This window comes from Candidatus Limnocylindrales bacterium, assembly GCA_035559535.1.
Taxonomy (GTDB): domain Bacteria; phylum Moduliflexota; class Moduliflexia; order Moduliflexales; family JAUQPW01; genus JAUQPW01.
The window spans coordinates 424,721-443,615 of sequence record DATMBG010000051.1 but is presented as its reverse complement, the minus strand read 5'-3'; the positions used below and the strand labels follow the sequence as shown (position 1 = coordinate 443,615).

Here is an 18,895-nt window from a genome sequence, read left to right as displayed (position 1 = left end):
CGAAATTGCTCATATTTTTAATTTAATGGACGTCATTACTACTCACATAACGGCTGACTTTGACAGCGTTGCCTCCATGGTCGCTGCAAAAAAGCTCTATCCACAGGCTAAAATCGTCTTTTCAGGCTCACAGGAGAAGAATGTCCGGGATTTCTTGAAACAAACAGGATTTCCCTTAGAGTGTGAAAAGCTTCGAAAATTAGATCTGGATCAGATAACCCGGCTTATCATCCTCAATACCAGCAGTTCTAAACGAATCGGTGACTTTGCGGAGATTCTGGATAAGCCTTCTTTAAAAATTCATATTTATGATCATCATCCTATAGAAAACAAAGATATCGAGGCAGAGAAGGAAATCATCGAACCTGTTGGAGCTACCACCACGATCCTGGTTCACATTCTAAAAGAAAAAGGACTTCCCATAACACCGGCAGAGGCGACCCTGATGGCTTTGGGCATTTATGAAGATACCGGCTGTTTAACCTTTCCCAATACGACAGAAAAAGATTTACTGGCCGTCGCTTATCTTTTATCTAAAGGAGCCGACCTATCGCTGGTATCCGATTATATCCAGAAGGAGCTTACCCCAGAACAGGTTGTTCTGCTAAATGAACTCATCCAATCCTCTACCACCCTTCATATCGAGGGAATAGATATTGTGCTCATCAAGGCGGTTTTTGACCGATACGTGGAAGAGATATCCTATCTGGTTCATAAATATCGGGATATGGAAGGGGTAAACGTCGTGTTTGCTCTGATTATGATGGAATCGAAAGTTTATCTTATCGCCCGGAGTCGGATAGAAGCGGTGGATGTGGGAAAAATTGCTCAGGAATTCGGTGGAGGGGGCCACCGTACGGCAGCGTCGGCTACCTTGAAGGATGTGACTCTGGCTCAAGCTGAGGAACAGCTTCTGGCAGTTTTACGTCGGCATATTCAAGCGGCTCACCTGGCCAGGTATATCATGTCCACGCCGGCCATTACCATTGATCAGAAAGCCAGATTGAGCGAAGCCAAAGACTTACTGGATCGGTTTTCTATTAACAGCCTTCCTGTGGTGGATCAGGAAAAACCCCTGGGATATATAACCCGTGAAATTGTTTATCGGGCTATCTTTCACGGATTGGAGAATGAAAGCGTGGGGGATTATATGATCACCGATATTTATACTGTAGCTCCCGATACGCCCTTTTCCCAAATCGAGCTTCTTATGAGCCAGAATCCACAAAAAATTATTCCGGTTGTTGAGGGCGAAAAAATTGTGGGTATTATAACCCGGACAGATATCCTCAAGGTTCTTCAGGAAAGTGCCCTCAAGAAAACCCTGGCAACCAGCGATCGAGAAGTTACCCATGGCAGATCCCTGGAGAAACTCCTCCAGGAGCAGCTCCCTCCCAGGGTTTTTCAGCTTTTATATGAAATCGGACAGATTGCAGACGAAATGGGTTATTCGGCCTATGTGGTGGGTGGATTCGTTCGAGATTTACTCCTGCGGGCTGAAGAAAATTTAGATATAGATATCGTGGTGGAGGGAAACGGTATTCTTTTCGCGCAAAAGGTGGCCGAAAAATACCAGGCCCAGGTCAAAAGTCATCCTAAATTCGGAACTGCTGTACTAAAATTCCCGGATGGCTTTAAACTGGATATGGCTACGGCACGAACCGAGCATTATGAATACCCGGCTGCCTTGCCTACCATTACCCATAGTTCTCTAAAACTAGATTTATACCGCCGAGATTTTACCATCAATACCCTGGCCATTAAGCTCAATCAGCGGGAATTCGGAAAAGTTTTTGATTTCTTTGGTGGCCTTCGGGATTTGAAAGATAAAGTTATTCGGGTTCTCCACAGTTTGAGCTTCGTAGAGGACCCGACTCGGGTCTTTAGGGCCGTGCGGTTTGAACAGAGATTCGGTTTCCGTATCAGTCCATTTACCCTAAACCTCCTGAAAAATGCCGTACATAAGCATTTTATAGATAAGCTAAGCGGAAAACGTTTGTTCACAGAGCTTTTCTTGATCTTGCAGGAAGTCAATGTTCTTCGTATTGTGGAAAGAATGATAGAACTGGATCTCCTGGAAGCGATCCATCCCGGCCTGAAGATAGATCCTTCCCGTCGGGATGCTTCCATAGAGGAAATCAAAAGCCTGTTGCGGGGTATTCGAGCTGCAATCGCCTGGTACGAACTCCTTTACCTGCCTAAAATAGACACCTGGCTGGTTTACTTTCTTGGATTGGTGGATCCTCTATCCTCGACCCAAATAGAAGAACTCATAAAACGGCTGGCTCTACCGGCCAAAGCCGTCCGGTTACTCCGAACTTATAAGACCTGGTATCAGGTTGTGGAACAGAAGTTCTCAAATCTCTCAGAGGGATCAACCCAACTCCATGACGAAACCCGAGAGACTTTAAAAAATAGCGAGATTTACCGTATTTTTAAGCCGATCCCAACAGAAATTCTTCTGTTCATCATGGCCAAAACAAAAAACGATCCAATTAAGAGGGCTATCTCGGCTTACATGAGTAAACTACGGGGAATCAAACCTTTAATTACCGGCCAGGACCTGATTAATTTGGGACTTAAACCGGGTCCTGTTTTCCACCAAATCCTGGATGAGATACTGGAGGCCCGGTTAGATGGAAAAGTAGAAACAAAGGAAGATGAACTGGAACTTGTCCGCCGTCGGTTGTCCATTATTCATGGTACGGAACAACAGAAAATAGACAACGGACAACGGACAACAAAGTAATGGCCTACAAAATAGCCGTATTACCCGGAGATGGAGTGGGGCGGGAAGTTATTGCCGAAGCTGTGAAAGTATTAAAGGCCCTTAAGTTAAAAGGGTCCCAGGAGTTTATATTTACCGAGTGTTTGGTGGGGGGTGCAGCTATTGATGAGGTCGGGGTTCCTCTACCCCCAGAGACCTTAGAGACCTGCTTGAACAGCGATGCCATCTTATTTGGAGCTGTAGGAGGCCCTAAATGGAATGACGTGGCTTACCATCTTCGTCCAGAAAAAGCCTTGCTGGATATCCGGCAGACTCTGGGACTTTACGCAAACCTCCGACCTGTTAAAGTTTACCCAGCATTGGTGGATGCTTCTCCTTTAAAGCGAGAAATCGTGGAAGGGGTGGATATTCTGGTCGTGCGGGAACTTACCGGAGGGATTTATTTTGGAAACCCCAGAGGAATCGAAATTGTAGGGGCGACCGGTGGGTCGCCCGTACATGAAGAGCGAGGATTAAATACCCTGGTGTATACGGCTTCAGAGATACGACGGATTGCCAAACTGGCCTTTGAGATAGCCAGAAAGCGCCGTAAAATCTTGACCTCTGTTGACAAAGCTAATGTTTTGGAGACAATGCAACTCTGGAGAAGAACCGTAACCGAAGTAGCCAGGGATTATCCCGACGTGACCGTCGAGCATCTCTACGTGGATAACTGTGCCATGCAATTGATTCGATCTCCCAAACAATTTGATGTCATTGTTACTGAGAACATGTTTGGGGATATTCTCAGCGATGAAGCCGCCATGCTAACAGGCTCCATTGGCATGCTTCCTTCTGCCAGTATCGGGGGTAAGATAGGTTTCTATGAACCTATCCACGGAAGTGCTCCGGATATAGCCGGGAAAAACAAAGCAAACCCTATTGCGGCCATTGCTTCTGCCGCCCTCATGTTACGTTATTCGCTTCATTTAGAAAATGAAGCAACTCGCATAGAAAGGGCCATCTTAACGGCTTTGGAGAAAGGATATCGAACCCAGGATATTGCCCAGGAAGGAACCCGGATCTTGGGAACCCAAGAGATGGGAGATGTGATCGCGGAAAACCTGGCCTAGCCCATAAAAGGATACCTGTCTTCTCCCATGAAAATCATCAAAGGACTGGAAAACGTTCAAGAAAGATTCACCTGTCCCATATTAACTATGGGAAATTTTGATGGGGTACATCTCGGCCATCAGAAGATCTTTGAGCTGGTCCGGAACCGCGCCCGGGAAGTTGGTGGCACTTCCATCGTTCTGACCTTTGATCCCCACCCTCAAAAAGTTTTATTCCCGGAAAAAGAGTTTTTTTTGCTTAATACCCTGGAAGAAAAGATTCAAATAATAGAAAAGATCGGGATCGATGTGGTTATTTGCGCCAGGTTCACCCGGGAGTTTGCCAATAAAAGTTCCTATGAATTTGTTAAAGAAATTCTTCACGAACAGCTTGGGGTCCAGGAAGTCTATGTGGGCTACGATAGTACCTTTGGAAAAGGAAGAGAGGGGGATACCCAGGAGTTAAAATACCTGGGAGAGAAGTTCGGATTTAAGGTGGTAGTGGTCCCTCCGGTTCAGATCAAAGGGAAACCGGTGAGCAGTACCCGGATTCGAAAACTCTTAAAAGAAGGGAATGTAGAAGAGGCCGCTCTGCTTCTCAACAGAAGATACTCCATCGATGGAGAGGTTATTCAGGGTAAGGCCTTAGGTAAAAAATTGGGATTTCCGACGGCCAATTTAAAACTTCACCACGAACTTATTCCCAAAGAAGGGATTTATATCGTAGGTGTTCTATGGCGGAATAAAATGTTTAAAGGAGCTTTAAACATAGGCTTTAACCCCACTTTTCCTAACGAGAAATTCAGTGTCGAAGTTCATATTTTGGATTTTGATCAAGACATTTACGGTGAACGAATCAAAATTATCTTCTACAAGCGAATTCGCGACGAAATTGCCTTTTCAAGTGTCGATGAGCTCGTCAGGCAAATTGGCAAGGATGTAGAAATCACCAGAAAATATTTTGCGGAGCTTGAAGTACAGGAGTCAAAAGTCAAAGACCTGGACGTGGTTGAGCAGGAAAATTAAGCCTCCCTAGAATAAATCCCTTTTTCTATGAAGACCCTGACCAGATCTGGATCCAAATGGGATCCGGCTGCAACTTTTATCAGGCTTAAGGCCTCCGAAAGGGGGAGACCCTTCCGATAGGGTCTATCAGAAACAATTGCGTTCCAGAAGTCAACAATGGCTATAATTTTGGCCAGGAGAGAGATTTCTGAGCCTTTCTTACCCTGGGGATAGCCTTTACCATCAACCCGTTCGTGATGTTCCTGAACGGCTCTGATAAGCTTATCCCTATGCCTGCTCTTTAATTCGGCTATGATTTCTGCACTGAATTGAGGATGTTTCTTCATGATGGTACTTTCTTCTTCGGTTAATTTACCGGGTTTATTCAAGATAGCTTCCGGGATTTTTATCTTTCCCAAGTCTCGAAATAAAACAGCCTTTCTAAGTATACGTAGATCTTCTTCGGAGAGTCCTATGGCTTTCCCTATCTCCATGGCCTGGGTAACCGTACGGTCCACATAACTCTGCATAAAGCCCGATTTGCCGTCCAGAATCTTAACTAAACTTTTCATAAAGTCATTATATTCCTGGACTTCTCCTTGCAGAGTCTGAATTTCTTTTTTTAAAGCTTCGTTCTCTTTTTTTAACTGAGTTAACAGCGCCGTCTCCTGATCCATAGGATTTTTGTCTTTCATGTTATAAACCCCTTGAATTTTCTGCAAATTATCGGTTAAACTGAATTAATTATAACATGTTAATTTTAGCCGGGTATCTTGTCAAGCTTTATACAGAAGCCTGAAGGTGACGCGGGGGAACTCTGTGAAAAATATCGGGAGAAGCCTTTTAACCTTTCCGGGAAAAAGGAATGGTAAATTTCAAAGAGGAACTTTTTTAACATAGTTACGTCTTTATTCACAGAGTGAAGCCCTATGGTCACATGAAAACAGGTTTCCCGGACTATATAAGTTCCATGTCGGAAAATCTGCCGGATACTATTTCCGAAGAAACGATCATCAGACGGTGTCAAGATGGCGATCATCAGGCTTTTAATTTACTGGTCCAGAGATATCAAAAGCTGGTTTATAATTTTATTTATCGTTTGGCTCCTAATTGGAGAGACGTAGATGATTTAGCACAAGAAGTCTTCATAAGAGTTTATAAATCCATTTCGATGCTTAAGGAAGCCAAACAGTTTAAAAGTTGGCTGCATCGCATTGTTATTAATCTTTACTATGATGAGATCCGCAAAAGGAGACGGGTTAAAGAGGTCGACTTAGAAGATAATCCAAAAATAGAAGCCGAAGCGTTGTATACAACTTCTTCAGGAAATAATCCGATTCGATCCCTTGAAGAAAAAGAACTGGAGAGGGTTTTACAAAAAGCAATGGATCATCTCTCACCGGATTATAAAGTAGCCATTATGCTTAGAGAGATCCAGGGTTTATCCTATGAGGAAATTGCACAAACTTTAAAGTGCTCTGTCGGAACTGTTAAGTCGAGAATATTCAGGGCTCGGGAACTTTTAAAGGAAGAATTAAGGGAATATTTGCAATGATGGAGGATGAAGAAGGGTTGTACGGGCGACCGGCCGGTAGTCCCTACATCTTTCATCTTTCATTTCTCAGACAGATATGAATTGTGACAATTTTAAAATACTCCTCTCAGCTTATGTAGATGGAGAAGTAGATCCAAAGGAACGGGTTGAGGTGGAGTCCCATTTGACGACCTGTCAAAACTGTTCAGCCGAGCTTAATCAACTTCATCGCCTCAAAGAGTTATTTCGTTATTTGGAAGTCAAAGAACCCGCTTTAGGTTTCAGAGGTCGTTTAAGTGCTAAATTAGCTACGGCTCGGCAAGCCTCATCTTTCTGGTATCGTATCAAAGTCTGGACTTCGGAACAACTTCCCCAGTCTCTGGTTTATGCCTTCCTCTGGCTGATTTTAGTTATCGGAGGTACATCTATTTTTTTAAAATATCAACCGATGAAACCGTTTGTAAATACGGCTCAGGTTCAATCTTCCCAATTAGAGGAACTTTATGCGGAAGATATTTTATTTGAGCCACTCCACCATTCTAGGCAAGGAGAGGAACTGATTTCGTTTAACTTAGAAGCCACTCCTTTTGATGATCTTTTCGAGGAGCCTGACTCAGGAGGGTAAGTTATGAAAAATAAAAAATTATGTATAGGGCTGTTTGTGGGTCTAGTTTTAGTGTTGGCCGGTATTCCTGTTTTTAGCCATCGGTCTGTTACAACCTGGGTGAAGGAATCCTCAGACCCCCTTCTCATGGCCGGAGAAAAGGAAAAAGGAGGTGAAATCCCATCCGATTCCGAAAATTATCTCTCCAGAAATGAGCCCGGGCAGAAGAGGAAACCAAAGGAAGATCTTCCGGAATCATCTCAAGAAAAGGGCAAATCCTGGCAACAAGATGCGCCCGGTCCCTTCAGATTTAGATTGGATTGGAGTGCTCTAGATCTTTCTCCGGAACAAAAAGCCCAGATCAGGCAGAAACGAAGAGAATTTGTGATTGCAACTTCAACACTCCGCGAAAAACTCCGATTTGCCAAAGCCGATTTAGGGGATACGATCTCTAAAGCCCCATTAAATCCCGATAAAATTAGGGAACTGACCGATCAAATCCTGGAACTGGAATCTCAGTTGATCCAGTTGGCCCTTCGAAATCTCTTAGAGATTAAGAAAATTCTGACCCCTGCCCAGGTAGATAAGCTCCCGTTTCTGGCATCCGATTTTGCAAAACGCTGGAAGGATTTGGATTTAACTTCCGATCAACTGACTAAATTGGGCGGGATTCTTAGGGAGTTTATCCCAAAACGACGCGAAATCGATAACAGAGTTCAATCTCTGACCGGGGAATTGAGGGATCTCTTTATCCAACCGACGACAGATCAAAAGCAGGTAGAAAAAATAACCCAGGAACTTATCCAGGCAAAGAAAGAGCAGGCCCAACTCCGCGCAGACTTTATCATCAAATCCAGAGAGGTCCTCACGCCCTCCCAACTGGAGAAACTGGCTACCCTCTCTTCTTCTCGTTCCCAGCGTTCTTCCCCTCAAGGTTCGGAAGAACCTTCCGGCGAGGATAAGGAAAATTGAGGGGATATGGAACACGGGGACGCAGGGACATTTACCATGGTTTTCTATTCCCGTGTCTTTATATCATACGGCGAATCGTTAATTTAGATCCCTGTAAGGGGCGACCGGCCGGTCGCCCATACTCTCCCTGTCCCCATTTCCCCGCGTCCCCGCGTCTCTATTCCCCGCGTCCTATCTTCTTTTTACCTTCCCATAAATACTTTTCTAAATCCACACGTCCGGTTTTGTCAAAAACTACGCCTTCGGCTTCTAACAGCATTCTTTGAATAAGGGGTTCATGGGGCATATCTAAGGACGATCTTGGGCTTATCTTCCCTTGGGAGTTAATAACTCGTTGCCAGGGAACTTTTAAATGGTCCGGAGCCAGATGGAGGGCATAACCTACCGCACGGGCGGCATGGGGACGGCCCAGAAGGGTTGCAATCTGACCATAGGTAGCCACTTTTCCAGGCGGAATCTGTAAAACCAACTCATAGACCTGTTGATAAAAATTCATATTTCTAAGTCCACCATTTTATCAATCCGATAAAAATGGCAATAGCCAGGGTGAAACTTAAGGCCAACACGCCTAACAAAAACAGGATTCTACCCCATAGTTCCTTCTTTGAAACCATATCTGCCTCCTTGAAGAACTTCTCTTTCAACCCCTTTGTACTTACATAAGAATCACTTCAAGAACTGTCAAGTCTAATATTTAAAGAAAACTGTAGGGGTGACCGGCCGGTCACCTGTACTAGTACCCGTAACCAAAGGAATCGCCTGGAATAAAGTTCCCTATCAAGGATAACAAAAATAACTCCCTTGATTTAAATTCTCTGAGCCCCTATACTGGTTGTATGATTACAGTACTTGCTGGTGGGGTGGGAGCCGCTCGATTTCTGCAAGGTTTGGTTCAGGTCGTGGCTCCGCAAGAGATTACCGTCATTGTTAATACCGGAGATGATATCGAACTCCACGGTTTACATATCTCTCCGGATATCGATATTGTTATCTATACCCTGGCCGGAATTGTAGATGAATCTAAGGGTTGGGGTATCCAGGGGGATAGTTTTCATTGCCTGGATATGCTGGGGAAGTATGGTCATGCTACCTGGTTTATGTTGGGAGATCGGGACTTTGCGACGCACATTTACCGAACCCATTTACTCAGACAGGGATGGAGTCTCTCTCAGATTACCGACTCGATTCGTCGGGCCTTTAACCTCGAAGTTCGTATCCTTCCCATGACGAATCAGCCGGTTCCTACCCTGATCTTGACAGATCAGGGAATCCTTCATTTTCAAGAATATTTGGTTCAGCGCAAAATGCAAGATCCTGTGAAAGGCGTTCAATTTAGAGGTATAGAGGATGCGGATCCGGCTCCGGGGGTATTAGAAGCAATTTTGCAGGCAAAGGGTATCATCCTCTGTCCCAGCAATCCCATCATCAGTATTGGACCCATTTTAGCCGTGAGGGGAGTTCGGGAAGCTTTACGGAAAACTCAGGCCAGGATTGCAGCTATCAGCCCCCTTGTTGGTGGGGCCCCCCTAAAGGGTCCGGCAGATAAGTTGATGCGAGGACTGGGTCTTGAAGTCTCGGCTTATCAGGTCGCTCAACTCTATCAGGATTTCCTCGATATTTTTGTCCTGGACCCAATCGATCAAAATCTGGTTACAAAGGTAGAATCTTTAAGGCCTCCACCGGAACCTCCGCTACGGGTTGTGGTAACCGATACGATTATGAGAGGGCTCAAGGAGAAAATAGAATTGGCTCAACGTGTTATGGAAGAACTTCTAAGATAAGTGCTGGGTATGTCCGAGCTCCGAATTATTGGGATTACCGGTATTCCTGAGATTATGCCGGGGGATAATCTGGCAGAGATTCTCCTTCAGGCACTTTTACGCCAAAGGATTGTCCTGGAGGAAAAGGATATTTTAGTTGTTAAGCAGAAAATCGTCTCAAAAGCCGAAGGGCGACTGGTTTGGCTCAAGGATGTAATCCCGTCGGAGTTTGCCCGATATATTGCCGTGCAGGCGGGAAAAGATCCCCGTCATATCGAAGTAATCCTTCGTGAAACGAAACGGATTGTCAAAATGGATCGGGGGATCCTCATTGTAGAAACCAAACAAGGATTTGTATGTGCCAATGCAGGAGTAGATGAGTCTAATATAGCCGGAGAGGGGGTTGTGTCCCTGCTTCCCCTGGATTCAGATGCTTCGGCTCAAAGAATTCGAGACTACTTGATTCAGAAAACCGGAATATCCCTCGCCGTTATTATCTCAGACACCTTTGGCAGACCCTGGCGAGAAGGCCTTGTGGATGTAGCCCTAGGAGTTTGTGGCCTGAAACCTATCCAGAATTATAAAGGGCAGCGGGATCCTTATGGACATCTACTTAAAGCCACAGAAATAGCCGTTGCCGATGAGCTGGCTTCGGCGGCGGAGCTGGTCCTGGGAAAAACAACCGGAGTCCCAGCAGCTCTCATCAAAGGATACTCCTACACCCTCGAAAACGGTAAAGGAATCGATCTGATTCGACCTGCGGAAAGGGATCTATTTCGATAATTTCTCTTCAGTTTTCAACTTTAGTCGCCATAAAACGTAAAAAAAGTTTAAGAAGTTCGTGTTTAGATTGATTTGCAGACGGTTTGAACTTTTTCTCAAAATCGTCGAATATTTTTTTGAGGAACTTTGCAGGGAGTCCCGTCTGTTCTCGGATGGATTCCCGAAATGGATCATCAATGGCTATCTGTTCCAGGTAAAGTTGGAAAGCCTCTTGAAAAGGGGAAAGTCTGGCCTTAAGGGAGTTATGAGTGCCTGGGGGAGCTGCAAGAGTTTCTTTTCCCCGTTCGGCGAAATAAAGACGGATCTTGGAAGTCAGATCCTCAATTAATCTGGGTAAAACAACCGGACAATCGCCGTAACCATACTCCTCTTGAAACTTGATTTCAAGGATTTCAGGAAAAAGATGGCTGAAGAGATTATTACGCTGTTTAGCAATAAAATAAAGGAGATGTTCTCGTAACAGAGGAGAAAACCGTTTACCTGGAATCTGCCATTCCTTTTCTACGGTATCTGAAATAATTTTTCTTAAATTCTCCGCATGTTTAACCCCCAAGGTTTCATGTATAAATTCCCTGGTTTTTGTGAAATCCATAAACTGATGACTACCTGGAGCGCCTGCTACAAACGTTTTAAAAGAGACGAGGCTGCTTTATAACTTTTGTTTTTAACCTCCATTCACTAACTTTTTCAAATCTTTACCGGGTTTGAAAAAGGGGACCTTTTTGGAAGGTACTTCAACGCTTTCCCCGGTTTTAGGGTTCCGTCCCACCCGGGATTGACGATCCCGTGCTCGAAAGCTACCAAACCCTCTAAGCTCTACTTTATCCCCCTTGGTTAGAGCCTCAATAATACTTTGGAAGACCGTATTTACCACGATTTCGCTATCTTTTTTTGAGAGTTTGGCTCGCTCGGCAATTTTCTCCACAAGATCGGCTTTAGTCATCTGAAATCCTCCTTAAACCTTAAAAATAAAAGGGATTTTCCTGATTTTCACCTCTGCTGCTAACAGGAAAAACATTAACAACATTATTTATGCCCGTCAAGTACTTTTTACTTTAGTATCGATATTCCTTAACGTTATGGTAGAGTCCGCAGTTTAAATCGCTGAATCTTTCCCGTAGCTGTTTTCGGTAACTCTTTTACAAATTCAATCCAGCGGGGGTATTTGTAAGGAGCTATTTTGTTTTTCACAAAGGCCTGGAGTTCCTCCACCAGTTCAGGGGAGGGATGGTATCCTTCCCGGAGGACCACAAAAGCTTTCGGCTTGATAAGGTTTTCTTCGTCCAGAGCCCCTACAACAGCACTTTCCAATACAGCCGGATGTTCAATCAGAGTACTTTCTACTTCCACCGGAGATACCCACATTCCGCCTACCTTTAGCATGTCATCGGATCGTCCGCAGTACCAATAATATCCTTCTGAGTCCAGGTAATATTTATCTCCGGTCCGAATCCACTCCCCCAAGATTGTTTGCCTGGTTTTTTCCTGGTTATTCCAGTAGTAGGCGGCTGTACTATCCCCCTTAATAAGTAAATTTCCTATTTCCCCAACGGGTACTTCTTGATCCCCTTCATCCACAATCTTGGCTTCATAACCCGGAACCACCGTGCCACTACTTCCGGGTTTGACCTTACCCGGTTGATTTGATAAAAAGATATGAAGAACCTCCGTGGATCCAATTCCGTCCAAAATTTCTACTCCAAACCGATCCTTCCATCTTCGATAAATTTCTGCAGGAAGAGCTTCTCCGGCTGAAATACAGAGTCGGACCGAAGGGGGAACTTCATACTGTGCATCCTTCTCTGCAACCTGAAGCATAGCCCCATATAAGGTAGGAACTGCGTAAAAAAGGGTCGGTCGATACTTTTTTAAAATCTCAAACATCTTATCCGGAGTCGGGCGACCTGGATATAAAACTGCGGAAGCCCCTACCCTGAAAGGAAAATACATGTTATTTCCCAATCCATAAGCAAAGAACAACTTAGCTGCCGAAAAGGTAATATCCTGTTCGGTAATCCCGAGAATACCCCTGGCATAATATTCGGCACAATACATCATATCATGCTGTAAATGTACAGCTCCTTTGGGGAGACCGGTACTTCCCGAACTATAAAGCCAGAAAGCCACATCGTCTTTATGGGTCTCTGCGGCTTCCAAATTCGGCGAAGCCCGGTCCAGCATTTCATAGAAGGATAGTTGACTCTCCTTAGCCTTTCCTACCACAACAATATGGCGAAGATATTTAAGCCGTTTCTGGATCTTTTCGATCTCGGGTAATAGGGCTTCATGAACAACCAGGACTTTAGCTCGACTGTTGTTAAGGAAATATTCATAATCTGCTGCCCTCATCAAGGTATTGACCGGAACCGGAACCGCTCCAATTTTAATCGCTCCCCAAAAAGTTGCCACAAACTCAGGAGAATCCAGCATGATCATTAATACCCGCTGCTCCATCTCAACGCCCAATTCTTTGAGGGCATTTCCGGCTTTATTAACCCTATCGAAGACCTCTTGATAGGTGTAGGTTTTATCTTCATAATATAGAGCGATTTTCCGTCCCCGCCCTTGGACGAGGTTTTCATCGATAAAGGCGGTTGCTACATTGAAGGTGTCCGGAATCCTGAGCTCTCTCATAACTCTTTAGCCATCCGAACACTCAGACATCAAAACTGAAGATCCAGGATAAAAGCAGGGAGTCTTTTATCCTTAATTTCCAATTCTGGATGCTTGGATCCGGATAGCTCTATCCCTCTTGAGGTAGAAGGGCTTTCTGCAAATCCAATAACTTTCTTCTGATCAATTGGAGTTGGAAAAGCTTTTCGTCTAAAATTTTAACCGTCTGCTCGGCTTTTTTCTTGCTCTTCACCTTGACTTCCAGGGCCCGTTTTAAAGCATTTTGAACACTCTCCATAACCGCGTTAATTTGTTGATCCATAATCTCCGGCAGTTTACCGGCACGCTGTTGGATTCGTTCCGCGAATCCCTGGCAGAGTTGTTCTCCCTGTTGCTTCAATTCGCTTTCTACTTTTCTGAGCATTTCCTGCCACATAAGCCCCTGGAAGTACTTTTTAGGTAACAAGAGGGAAAAAGGGGAAATTTTAAAAAGGGGTTGATTCTCCGTTTCCATTGAGGGGAAGTAAAAGTCTGCCTCTTCAGAAGGTTTGGCAGGGAACATTTCGCTTTCAGATTTTTGCAATTCTGCAAGCTGGGGCTTTTCTATCTGGATATCAAAGAGTTCCGCAGCAAGTTGTCGGATCTGCCCGGCTAACCCATAGATTCGGTCTATAAATCGGGTAACCGCTTCATCAAATTCCTTCTGAATCTCCAGGTACTCAGGTAACACCGAGGCTTTTAAGGCATTCTGGACAGATTGTTTAAAACAGGTTTCCAGCGTCTGTACCAGGGCTTTTCTCTCATCATCCTGATGGGCTTCATAGCAGATCTGAAAAGCTTCCTTAACAAAAGCGACTTGCTCTGGCTTTACAGGTCTTGGTTTCAAACTTTTTAAGAGTCTCTGGGTGGTTCCCTGAATTTGATCTCTTAAATCCTTTTGTTCCTGTTGTAAAATAGCCAGACGTTCGTTAAAGATTTTTGCATTACTTTCTAAGTTTCGATGGGAAGTCAGGTAAGCCCCCCTCTCCATTTCCAGAGCTACTTTGACCTCTGCCAAAAGCTTCAAACCCTGCTCAATAGCAGTTAACAGCACAAACCTCCCCTTTTCCCGAAGAAGAAACTCCTCAAGGGCTCTCTCAAAGTCAGGGAGGAGACTGGCCGCGACTTTTTGGGGATTTTTTTCGAGCTCCCCCTCCAGAGCTAATTTAGCCGAAATGGGATAGATTTTCAGGTTTTGAAGATCCAAAGTCGTTTCGATGATACGCTTCGAGAATTCAAGGGATTTCTGCTTTTCTGCTTCATTTACCTGATCAATCTTATTTTGGAGGATGAAGATTTTATTGGTGAAATTTTTGATCTCCTTCAGGAACTCAATTTCTACCTGGCTGATCGGCGGATCTGCTGTGATCAGAAACATCGCCACATCGGCCTCTGGAAGATAATTTTGCGTAATCAGCGTATTGCTTACATGCACGGAACTAAAACCCGGGGTGTCTACGACTATGATTCCATTTCTTAAATAAGGGGCCGGAAAGGAGATTTCAATGCGCTCGACATTCTTTTGGTTACGAGGATTTCCTTCTTCGGTGGCATAATCTGAAATTTCTTTAACGTCTATTTCCCGACTTGTCTTGTTTTTGAAGTAAACATCGATTTTAAAAGTTTCTCCATATTTTATTAACGTAATAACAGACGTAAGGGGAATAATGGAAGTAGGTAAAAGATCCTCTCCTAAAAGACTGTTGATAAAAGTCGATTTTCCTCGATTAAAATGTCCCAGAACTACAAGATTAACCTTGTCTTCTTTAAGTTTTGTAACCAACTCTGCAGCTTCTGCTTCTCTTTCTCTATATCCCCGTTCTGCTATAAACTCCTGAAGCGCCTGAAGTTGAATAACAACCTTTTCTTTCAAATCGGTATAATTTAATGTACGATGCTCCAAAAATCGCCTCCTGCTAGCTGGGCTATCCAGGAGTTTGACCCTACCGAAATCTCCACTCTTTCACCGGGTCTATCCTGGAATCACTGATAAAGACTTTTAAAACTCCATGGTTTGATTTTTTGTTATAAAATAATATCGGGTTATTTTCAACTATTTTTTAAAGTCCACAGACATAATACTTTGTAAAGTTAGATTTGAATAACCGTTCTGCCCTCACCCCCGACCCCTCTCCCCCCTTCCCTCCCCGTCCACGGGGAGGGTGAGAGAAGAGGAGAGGAGGTATTTGGGAAGTTGATCTGGGGATTTGCCAGCTCCCCTTTCTCGCAGCGTGGGAGAGGAGCCGGGGGTTTCGTATTTTTTATATTCCTGCCCTAAACGGACTTTATCCACTGACTGATTACCTCTCTCCCTTCATCTTTTGTGGGGTCTTTCATCCCAGATAATAATACCCCTCTTTACCCTCAAGGTGGGCTTTCGGGAAGTTCTATCTCCAACAACACAATACTAGGATGAGATCGATTTCTACGCAAGAAAAATATGGGTCGATATTCAGGAATAATCCCATGGTCAGGTTTTCATTTGACAAATCTGTTTAAAAGAAGTACAATAAAATTACCAATATAGATTAAAATTTCATTCCATCTAGATAGAACGAGAGGGATATTCCTATAGAGTATTTCCCTTAGATTCTCCTAGATAGGAAATCATAAAGGGAGGGGTTATATGGGTATCATCTCTTGGATTATTTTCGGTCTTATTGTTGGAGTTATTGCCAAGTTTCTCATGCCGGGGAGTGATCCAGGTGGTATTATCCTTACTATCATCCTAGGTATTGTAGGTGCCCTGGTTGGTGGATTCATTGCAAGTAGTATAGGTTGGGGAAGTATAACCGGGTTCAATATCCGTAGTATAGTGATCGCCGTATTGGGATCTATCCTTCTGCTGGTTATCTATCGCTTACTCAGACCCGGACCGAGAACGCCTGCTTAATTGAGATTACTTAACCGGTAATTTCCGGGTAAATCCGGGTAGAAAAGTAAAAACGCAGATTTTTAGTAATGAACAGATACCGGTAGATCCTTAAATCTGTTTATTCTAAAAATCTGCGTTTTTTTTATCCTTATCGAAAGGTTCCCGGGCTAAATTCATAAGTTCGGGAGGGATGGGACTCCAGGGTATTAAAATCCCACAATGTCTGCTGGATGGCGTCTCGATCCTCTGTGATACGTTTTCCTCGAAGGGTTATAAATTTTTGAGCCCGGCTTGTAACCACGCCCAATCGATCTAAATCCTTTCGATCCCTCAACAGTTCCCGTCTTCGATACCGAAGAATCCGTTCCACAGATACCGGACCGATCCCGGGAACTCGAAGCAATTGCTCCCAATGGGCGGTCTGGATCTCCACAGGGAATTGTTCGGGATGATGGATCGCCCAGGCTACCTTGGGATCCATCTCTAGGGGAAGATTTCCTTGCTTATCAAAGACCATTTCTTCGAGTTGATATCCATACTCCCGCATCAGATACTCTGCCTGATAAAGTCGTTGTTCTCGCAACACAGGAGTTTCTCTTCTATTTTCTAAGGGTGTATCCCGAATGGGACGGAAAGCACTAAAATGGCTATGATGAAGAATCTTCTTTCTCCTGGATAAATCCTCCACCAGCCCTAAGATTTGCCGATCCGTATCCTGACCGGCTCCTACTACAAACTGTGTGGTAATTCCGGCCGGTAAGACAGGGTGAGAGGGGAGTTTTTTGGAAAAACCCGACTCCGCCCGGAGACGTTGTTTCGTTTCATGGGCGAGTTGAAGATCTGCCAGGGATCGGGATAAATTTTTTTCTGGGGCAAGTTCATTCAGGATACTCTGGCAGGGTGCTTCCAGATTTAACGAGACCCGATGGGCCAGTTGAACAGCCCGCTCAATCTGAGCTGACTCGGCTCCCGGCATTATCTTAACGTGAATGTACCCATGGTACCGATACCGAAACCGAAGGATTTCTAACAACTTGATGAGTTGATCCATAGCCTGAGCAGGACGTCCCGGAATTCCGGTGGTTACAAACAGACCATCGGCCCATCTTTTTCGTACGGCCTCCAGGTAAGTAGAAGCGATCGTTTCGGGTTCTAAAGCGACACGGGGAAGATGACGGTCCTTACGCATAGGACAGTACGTACAGTTGAACCGACAGGCATTGGTCATTAAAACACGCATGAGTGGCATACCTTGAGATCCCCGATAAGCCAAAGGACGAAGGTTCAAGGGATTTAAAATAGGATCTCTACCTATAGGAATTCGCCGGGTATCTCGATCCTCCAGAGCCATCTCGGTTAAAATTTTAATTTTTTCTTGTAGTTCCATCGCTTTACCCTCCGGGTTGTTTTGATAAGGATTGGAAAATAGCCTGAAACTCTTTCTTAAGAAGATAGGCGAATAAAATACGAATGTCAAATAAAAAAGATCCAGACGAAAGGATCAGGCTTACTATTTTTCATTGACATTTAGAGGGAAGGATATAAAGTAATCTTGATCGATTCCTGCCAGACAGATCTATCAGGTTTGAGGATAAAAGTCGGCGGGCCTAACTTCCTGTGGAATCCCCTGCAGAATATATCCTCTTCCCTGGAACTCACACACATTCTACCGGTATCGGTGTTCCGACAACTCATTTTAACTTTTAGCCGATCTGGGGATATCCTTTGCTGGATACTCTGGTGAGAAAAAACAAAAAGTTTCTGAGGGCGTAACGCATTTTTCATAACCTTTCAAAGAAGGGAGGATGAATCTATGGCCTATCAAGAATTGTATGGAGGGAAGTGGGAGGAAATTCAATCTAAAAGGGTGGATACGCTATACGGGAGGAAACTTCTCCGACCGGAAGATTTCAAGCACTACGAAGTTACCACGCAAGATCCCCGGGGTTATGAAGTAAAGTTTCATTATGTACGAGAAGGAAGCGGAGAGCCTTTATTCCTTTTGCATGGGTGGCCGGGTTTCTGGTATGATTACTGGATGAACATTAAAGAGCTTGCGAAGCACTTTGACGTTATAGCTCCGGACAATCGAGGATATGGGGACTCTGGTAAACCTGGTTATGATCCTACCACAAGGCGTATTAAGCTAGATCCCCTTCAGCATTATGACCTCGATACCACCGTGGATGATCAGATGAGGCTGGCAAAGGCTCTGGGGATAGAGAAAGCCTATTGGTGTGGGCATGACTGGACATCCCTGACCATGCATAAATTTGTTAGAAGATACCCGGAGATGGTAAAAAAACTTGTCCTGGTCAATCCCTTCCTTCCGGGAGCCGAGGCGAGATATCTTTCTCCAGCTTTCTTTGCCCATTCCTGGTATTCCCAGTTCCATGGAACTCCCCTGGCCGTAGAATTGGTTGAATCCAGTAGAGAAGCAACCAAGATTTACTTTAGATGGTTTTTCCAATGGTGGTCTTACAATAAGAACCTTTGGACCCCGGAAGAATTGGAGATCATTACTGACAACTTCACAAAACCCGGAAACATAGAGGGAGGATTTAGCTGGTATCGGGCAAACCTCGGTCCGTTGTCTAAAGGTTGGGAACCCATAGATTATACCCCTACCCATATTCCGACTCTGGTGCTCTGGGGGGAAGGAGACACCTGTGTGGTGATTAATTGGGCCGACCTTGTTGTTCAGTACTACTTAAATCTGACCTTTAAACCGGTTAAGAAGGCCGGTCACTTCCTGATGCGTGAGGCTCCCGATGTCTTCAACAAAGAGGTCACGGAGTTTCTTAAGCAGGCTTAGGAAAGATAGAACGACGGGGAAGTTTGTCTCTACACCCGCTTACTCTTCTGCTGCAGCCAACGCGCTTTAGCGCGTT

The 18,895-nt window shown here is 44.5% G+C and carries 17 protein-coding genes; 10 read left to right on the top strand and 7 right to left on the bottom strand.

The window, feature by feature from the left end; all coding sequences use genetic code 11:
• The first annotated feature begins 25 nt into the window (after positions 1-25).
• From VNM22_20415 to VNM22_20405, 3 genes are read left to right on the top strand one after another with little or no spacing between them, the layout of a single operon-like run.
• Positions 26-2,749 carry a CBS domain-containing protein gene (locus VNM22_20415; protein ID HWP49534.1) on the top strand — a complete coding sequence of 908 codons (2,724 nt, stop codon included), beginning with the start codon at positions 26-28 and terminating at the stop codon, positions 2,747-2,749.
• Positions 2,749-3,840, top strand: coding sequence for a 3-isopropylmalate dehydrogenase (gene leuB / locus VNM22_20410; GenBank protein HWP49533.1), 1,092 nt, complete (start codon positions 2,749-2,751; stop codon positions 3,838-3,840). The genes VNM22_20415 and leuB overlap by 1 nt, the downstream gene beginning before the upstream one ends.
• Before the next feature lie 27 nt (positions 3,841-3,867).
• Positions 3,868-4,845 carry a bifunctional riboflavin kinase/FAD synthetase gene (locus tag VNM22_20405; protein ID HWP49532.1) on the top strand — a complete coding sequence of 326 codons (978 nt, stop codon included), beginning with the start codon at positions 3,868-3,870 and terminating at the stop codon, positions 4,843-4,845.
• Here the strand turns inward: VNM22_20405 and VNM22_20400 are convergent.
• Positions 4,842-5,519, bottom strand: coding sequence for an HD domain-containing phosphohydrolase (locus VNM22_20400; protein ID HWP49531.1), 678 nt, complete (start codon positions 5,517-5,519; stop codon positions 4,842-4,844). The genes VNM22_20405 and VNM22_20400 overlap by 4 nt on opposite strands.
• 242 nt (positions 5,520-5,761) lie before the next feature.
• Between VNM22_20400 and VNM22_20395 the strand changes: the two genes are divergently transcribed.
• The 3 genes from VNM22_20395 to VNM22_20385 all read left to right on the top strand — a co-directional run bounded on the left by VNM22_20395 (position 5,762) and on the right by VNM22_20385 (position 7,934).
• Positions 5,762-6,379, top strand: coding sequence for a sigma-70 family RNA polymerase sigma factor (locus tag VNM22_20395; protein ID HWP49530.1), 618 nt, complete (start codon positions 5,762-5,764; stop codon positions 6,377-6,379).
• Positions 6,380-6,455: 76 nt separating this feature from the next.
• Complete coding sequence (locus VNM22_20390; protein ID HWP49529.1) at positions 6,456-6,983, top strand: zf-HC2 domain-containing protein; 528 nt, start codon at positions 6,456-6,458, stop codon at positions 6,981-6,983.
• 3 nt (positions 6,984-6,986) lie between these two features.
• On the top strand, positions 6,987-7,934 hold the full coding sequence (locus VNM22_20385; GenBank protein HWP49528.1) for a periplasmic heavy metal sensor: 948 nt from the start codon (positions 6,987-6,989) through the stop codon (positions 7,932-7,934).
• Between the two features lie 157 nt (positions 7,935-8,091).
• Here VNM22_20385 and VNM22_20380 read toward each other — a convergent pair whose 3' ends face one another.
• Positions 8,092-8,430 (bottom strand): MGMT family protein, encoded by a 339-nt coding sequence (locus tag VNM22_20380; GenBank protein ID HWP49527.1) that lies wholly within the window; start codon positions 8,428-8,430, stop codon positions 8,092-8,094.
• Positions 8,431-8,770: 340 nt separating this feature from the next.
• Here VNM22_20380 and cofD point away from each other — a divergent pair, with 340 nt between their 5' ends.
• Positions 8,771-9,715, top strand: coding sequence for a 2-phospho-L-lactate transferase (cofD, locus tag VNM22_20375; protein HWP49526.1), 945 nt, complete (start codon positions 8,771-8,773; stop codon positions 9,713-9,715).
• A gap of 9 nt (positions 9,716-9,724) precedes the next feature.
• Positions 9,725-10,477 (top strand): coenzyme F420-0:L-glutamate ligase, encoded by a 753-nt coding sequence (cofE, locus tag VNM22_20370; protein ID HWP49525.1) that lies wholly within the window; start codon positions 9,725-9,727, stop codon positions 10,475-10,477.
• Between the two features lie 7 nt (positions 10,478-10,484).
• Here the strand turns inward: cofE and VNM22_20365 are convergent, their stop codons facing one another.
• The 4 genes from VNM22_20365 to VNM22_20350 form a co-directional block, all read right to left on the bottom strand.
• Complete coding sequence (locus VNM22_20365; protein HWP49524.1) at positions 10,485-11,069, bottom strand: hypothetical protein; 585 nt, start codon at positions 11,067-11,069, stop codon at positions 10,485-10,487.
• A 72-nt stretch (positions 11,070-11,141) separates the two neighbouring features.
• The gene (locus VNM22_20360) at positions 11,142-11,420 is read right to left on the bottom strand and encodes an integration host factor subunit beta (protein HWP49523.1); all 279 of its coding nucleotides are present in this window, start codon (positions 11,418-11,420) and stop codon (positions 11,142-11,144) included.
• Between the two features lie 134 nt (positions 11,421-11,554).
• A complete protein-coding gene (locus tag VNM22_20355) occupies positions 11,555-13,111 on the bottom strand; it encodes a benzoate-CoA ligase family protein (GenBank protein HWP49522.1) in 1,557 nt (518 codons plus the stop codon).
• A 109-nt stretch (positions 13,112-13,220) separates the two neighbouring features.
• Positions 13,221-15,032, bottom strand: a complete 1,812-nt coding sequence (locus VNM22_20350) for a dynamin family protein (protein HWP49521.1) — start codon at positions 15,030-15,032, stop codon at positions 13,221-13,223.
• A gap of 723 nt (positions 15,033-15,755) precedes the next feature.
• On the opposite strand from VNM22_20350, the gene VNM22_20345 reads away from it, so the two are divergent.
• On the top strand, positions 15,756-16,022 hold the full coding sequence (locus VNM22_20345; protein HWP49520.1) for a GlsB/YeaQ/YmgE family stress response membrane protein: 267 nt from the start codon (positions 15,756-15,758) through the stop codon (positions 16,020-16,022).
• Between the two features lie 130 nt (positions 16,023-16,152).
• On the opposite strand, the gene VNM22_20340 is transcribed toward VNM22_20345, so the two are convergent.
• A complete protein-coding gene (locus VNM22_20340) occupies positions 16,153-17,391 on the bottom strand; it encodes a radical SAM protein (GenBank protein ID HWP49519.1) in 1,239 nt (412 codons plus the stop codon).
• Positions 17,392-17,817: 426 nt separating this feature from the next.
• Between VNM22_20340 and VNM22_20335 the strand changes: the two genes are divergently transcribed.
• The gene (locus VNM22_20335; protein HWP49518.1) at positions 17,818-18,819 is read left to right on the top strand and encodes an alpha/beta hydrolase; all 1,002 of its coding nucleotides are present in this window, start codon (positions 17,818-17,820) and stop codon (positions 18,817-18,819) included.
• Positions 18,820-18,895: the final 76 nt, after the last annotated feature.

Excerpts from the sequence above, each read along its gene's own strand:
- VNM22_20415 (HWP49534.1), top strand. The coding sequence starts at position 26 with ATGGACGTCATTACTACTCACATAACGGCTGACTTTGACAGCGTTGCC.
- VNM22_20340 (HWP49519.1), bottom strand. The coding sequence starts at position 17,391 with ATGGAACTACAAGAAAAAATTAAAATTTTAACCGAGATGGCTCTGGAG.
- VNM22_20365 (HWP49524.1), bottom strand. The coding sequence starts at position 11,069 with ATGGATTTCACAAAAACCAGGGAATTTATACATGAAACCTTGGGGGTT.
- cofE (HWP49525.1), top strand. The coding sequence starts at position 9,725 with ATGTCCGAGCTCCGAATTATTGGGATTACCGGTATTCCTGAGATTATG.
- VNM22_20385 (HWP49528.1), top strand. The coding sequence starts at position 6,987 with ATGAAAAATAAAAAATTATGTATAGGGCTGTTTGTGGGTCTAGTTTTA.
- VNM22_20405 (HWP49532.1), top strand. The coding sequence starts at position 3,868 with ATGAAAATCATCAAAGGACTGGAAAACGTTCAAGAAAGATTCACCTGT.
- VNM22_20335 (HWP49518.1), top strand. The coding sequence starts at position 17,818 with ATGGCCTATCAAGAATTGTATGGAGGGAAGTGGGAGGAAATTCAATCT.
- VNM22_20355 (HWP49522.1), bottom strand. The coding sequence starts at position 13,111 with ATGAGAGAGCTCAGGATTCCGGACACCTTCAATGTAGCAACCGCCTTT.
- leuB (HWP49533.1), top strand. The coding sequence starts at position 2,749 with ATGGCCTACAAAATAGCCGTATTACCCGGAGATGGAGTGGGGCGGGAA.
- cofD (HWP49526.1), top strand. The coding sequence starts at position 8,771 with ATGATTACAGTACTTGCTGGTGGGGTGGGAGCCGCTCGATTTCTGCAA.
- VNM22_20380 (HWP49527.1), bottom strand. The coding sequence starts at position 8,430 with ATGAATTTTTATCAACAGGTCTATGAGTTGGTTTTACAGATTCCGCCT.
- VNM22_20400 (HWP49531.1), bottom strand. The coding sequence starts at position 5,519 with ATGAAAGACAAAAATCCTATGGATCAGGAGACGGCGCTGTTAACTCAG.
- VNM22_20345 (HWP49520.1), top strand. The coding sequence starts at position 15,756 with ATGGGTATCATCTCTTGGATTATTTTCGGTCTTATTGTTGGAGTTATT.
- VNM22_20390 (HWP49529.1), top strand. The coding sequence starts at position 6,456 with ATGAATTGTGACAATTTTAAAATACTCCTCTCAGCTTATGTAGATGGA.
- VNM22_20395 (HWP49530.1), top strand. The coding sequence starts at position 5,762 with ATGAAAACAGGTTTCCCGGACTATATAAGTTCCATGTCGGAAAATCTG.
- VNM22_20360 (HWP49523.1), bottom strand. The coding sequence starts at position 11,420 with ATGACTAAAGCCGATCTTGTGGAGAAAATTGCCGAGCGAGCCAAACTC.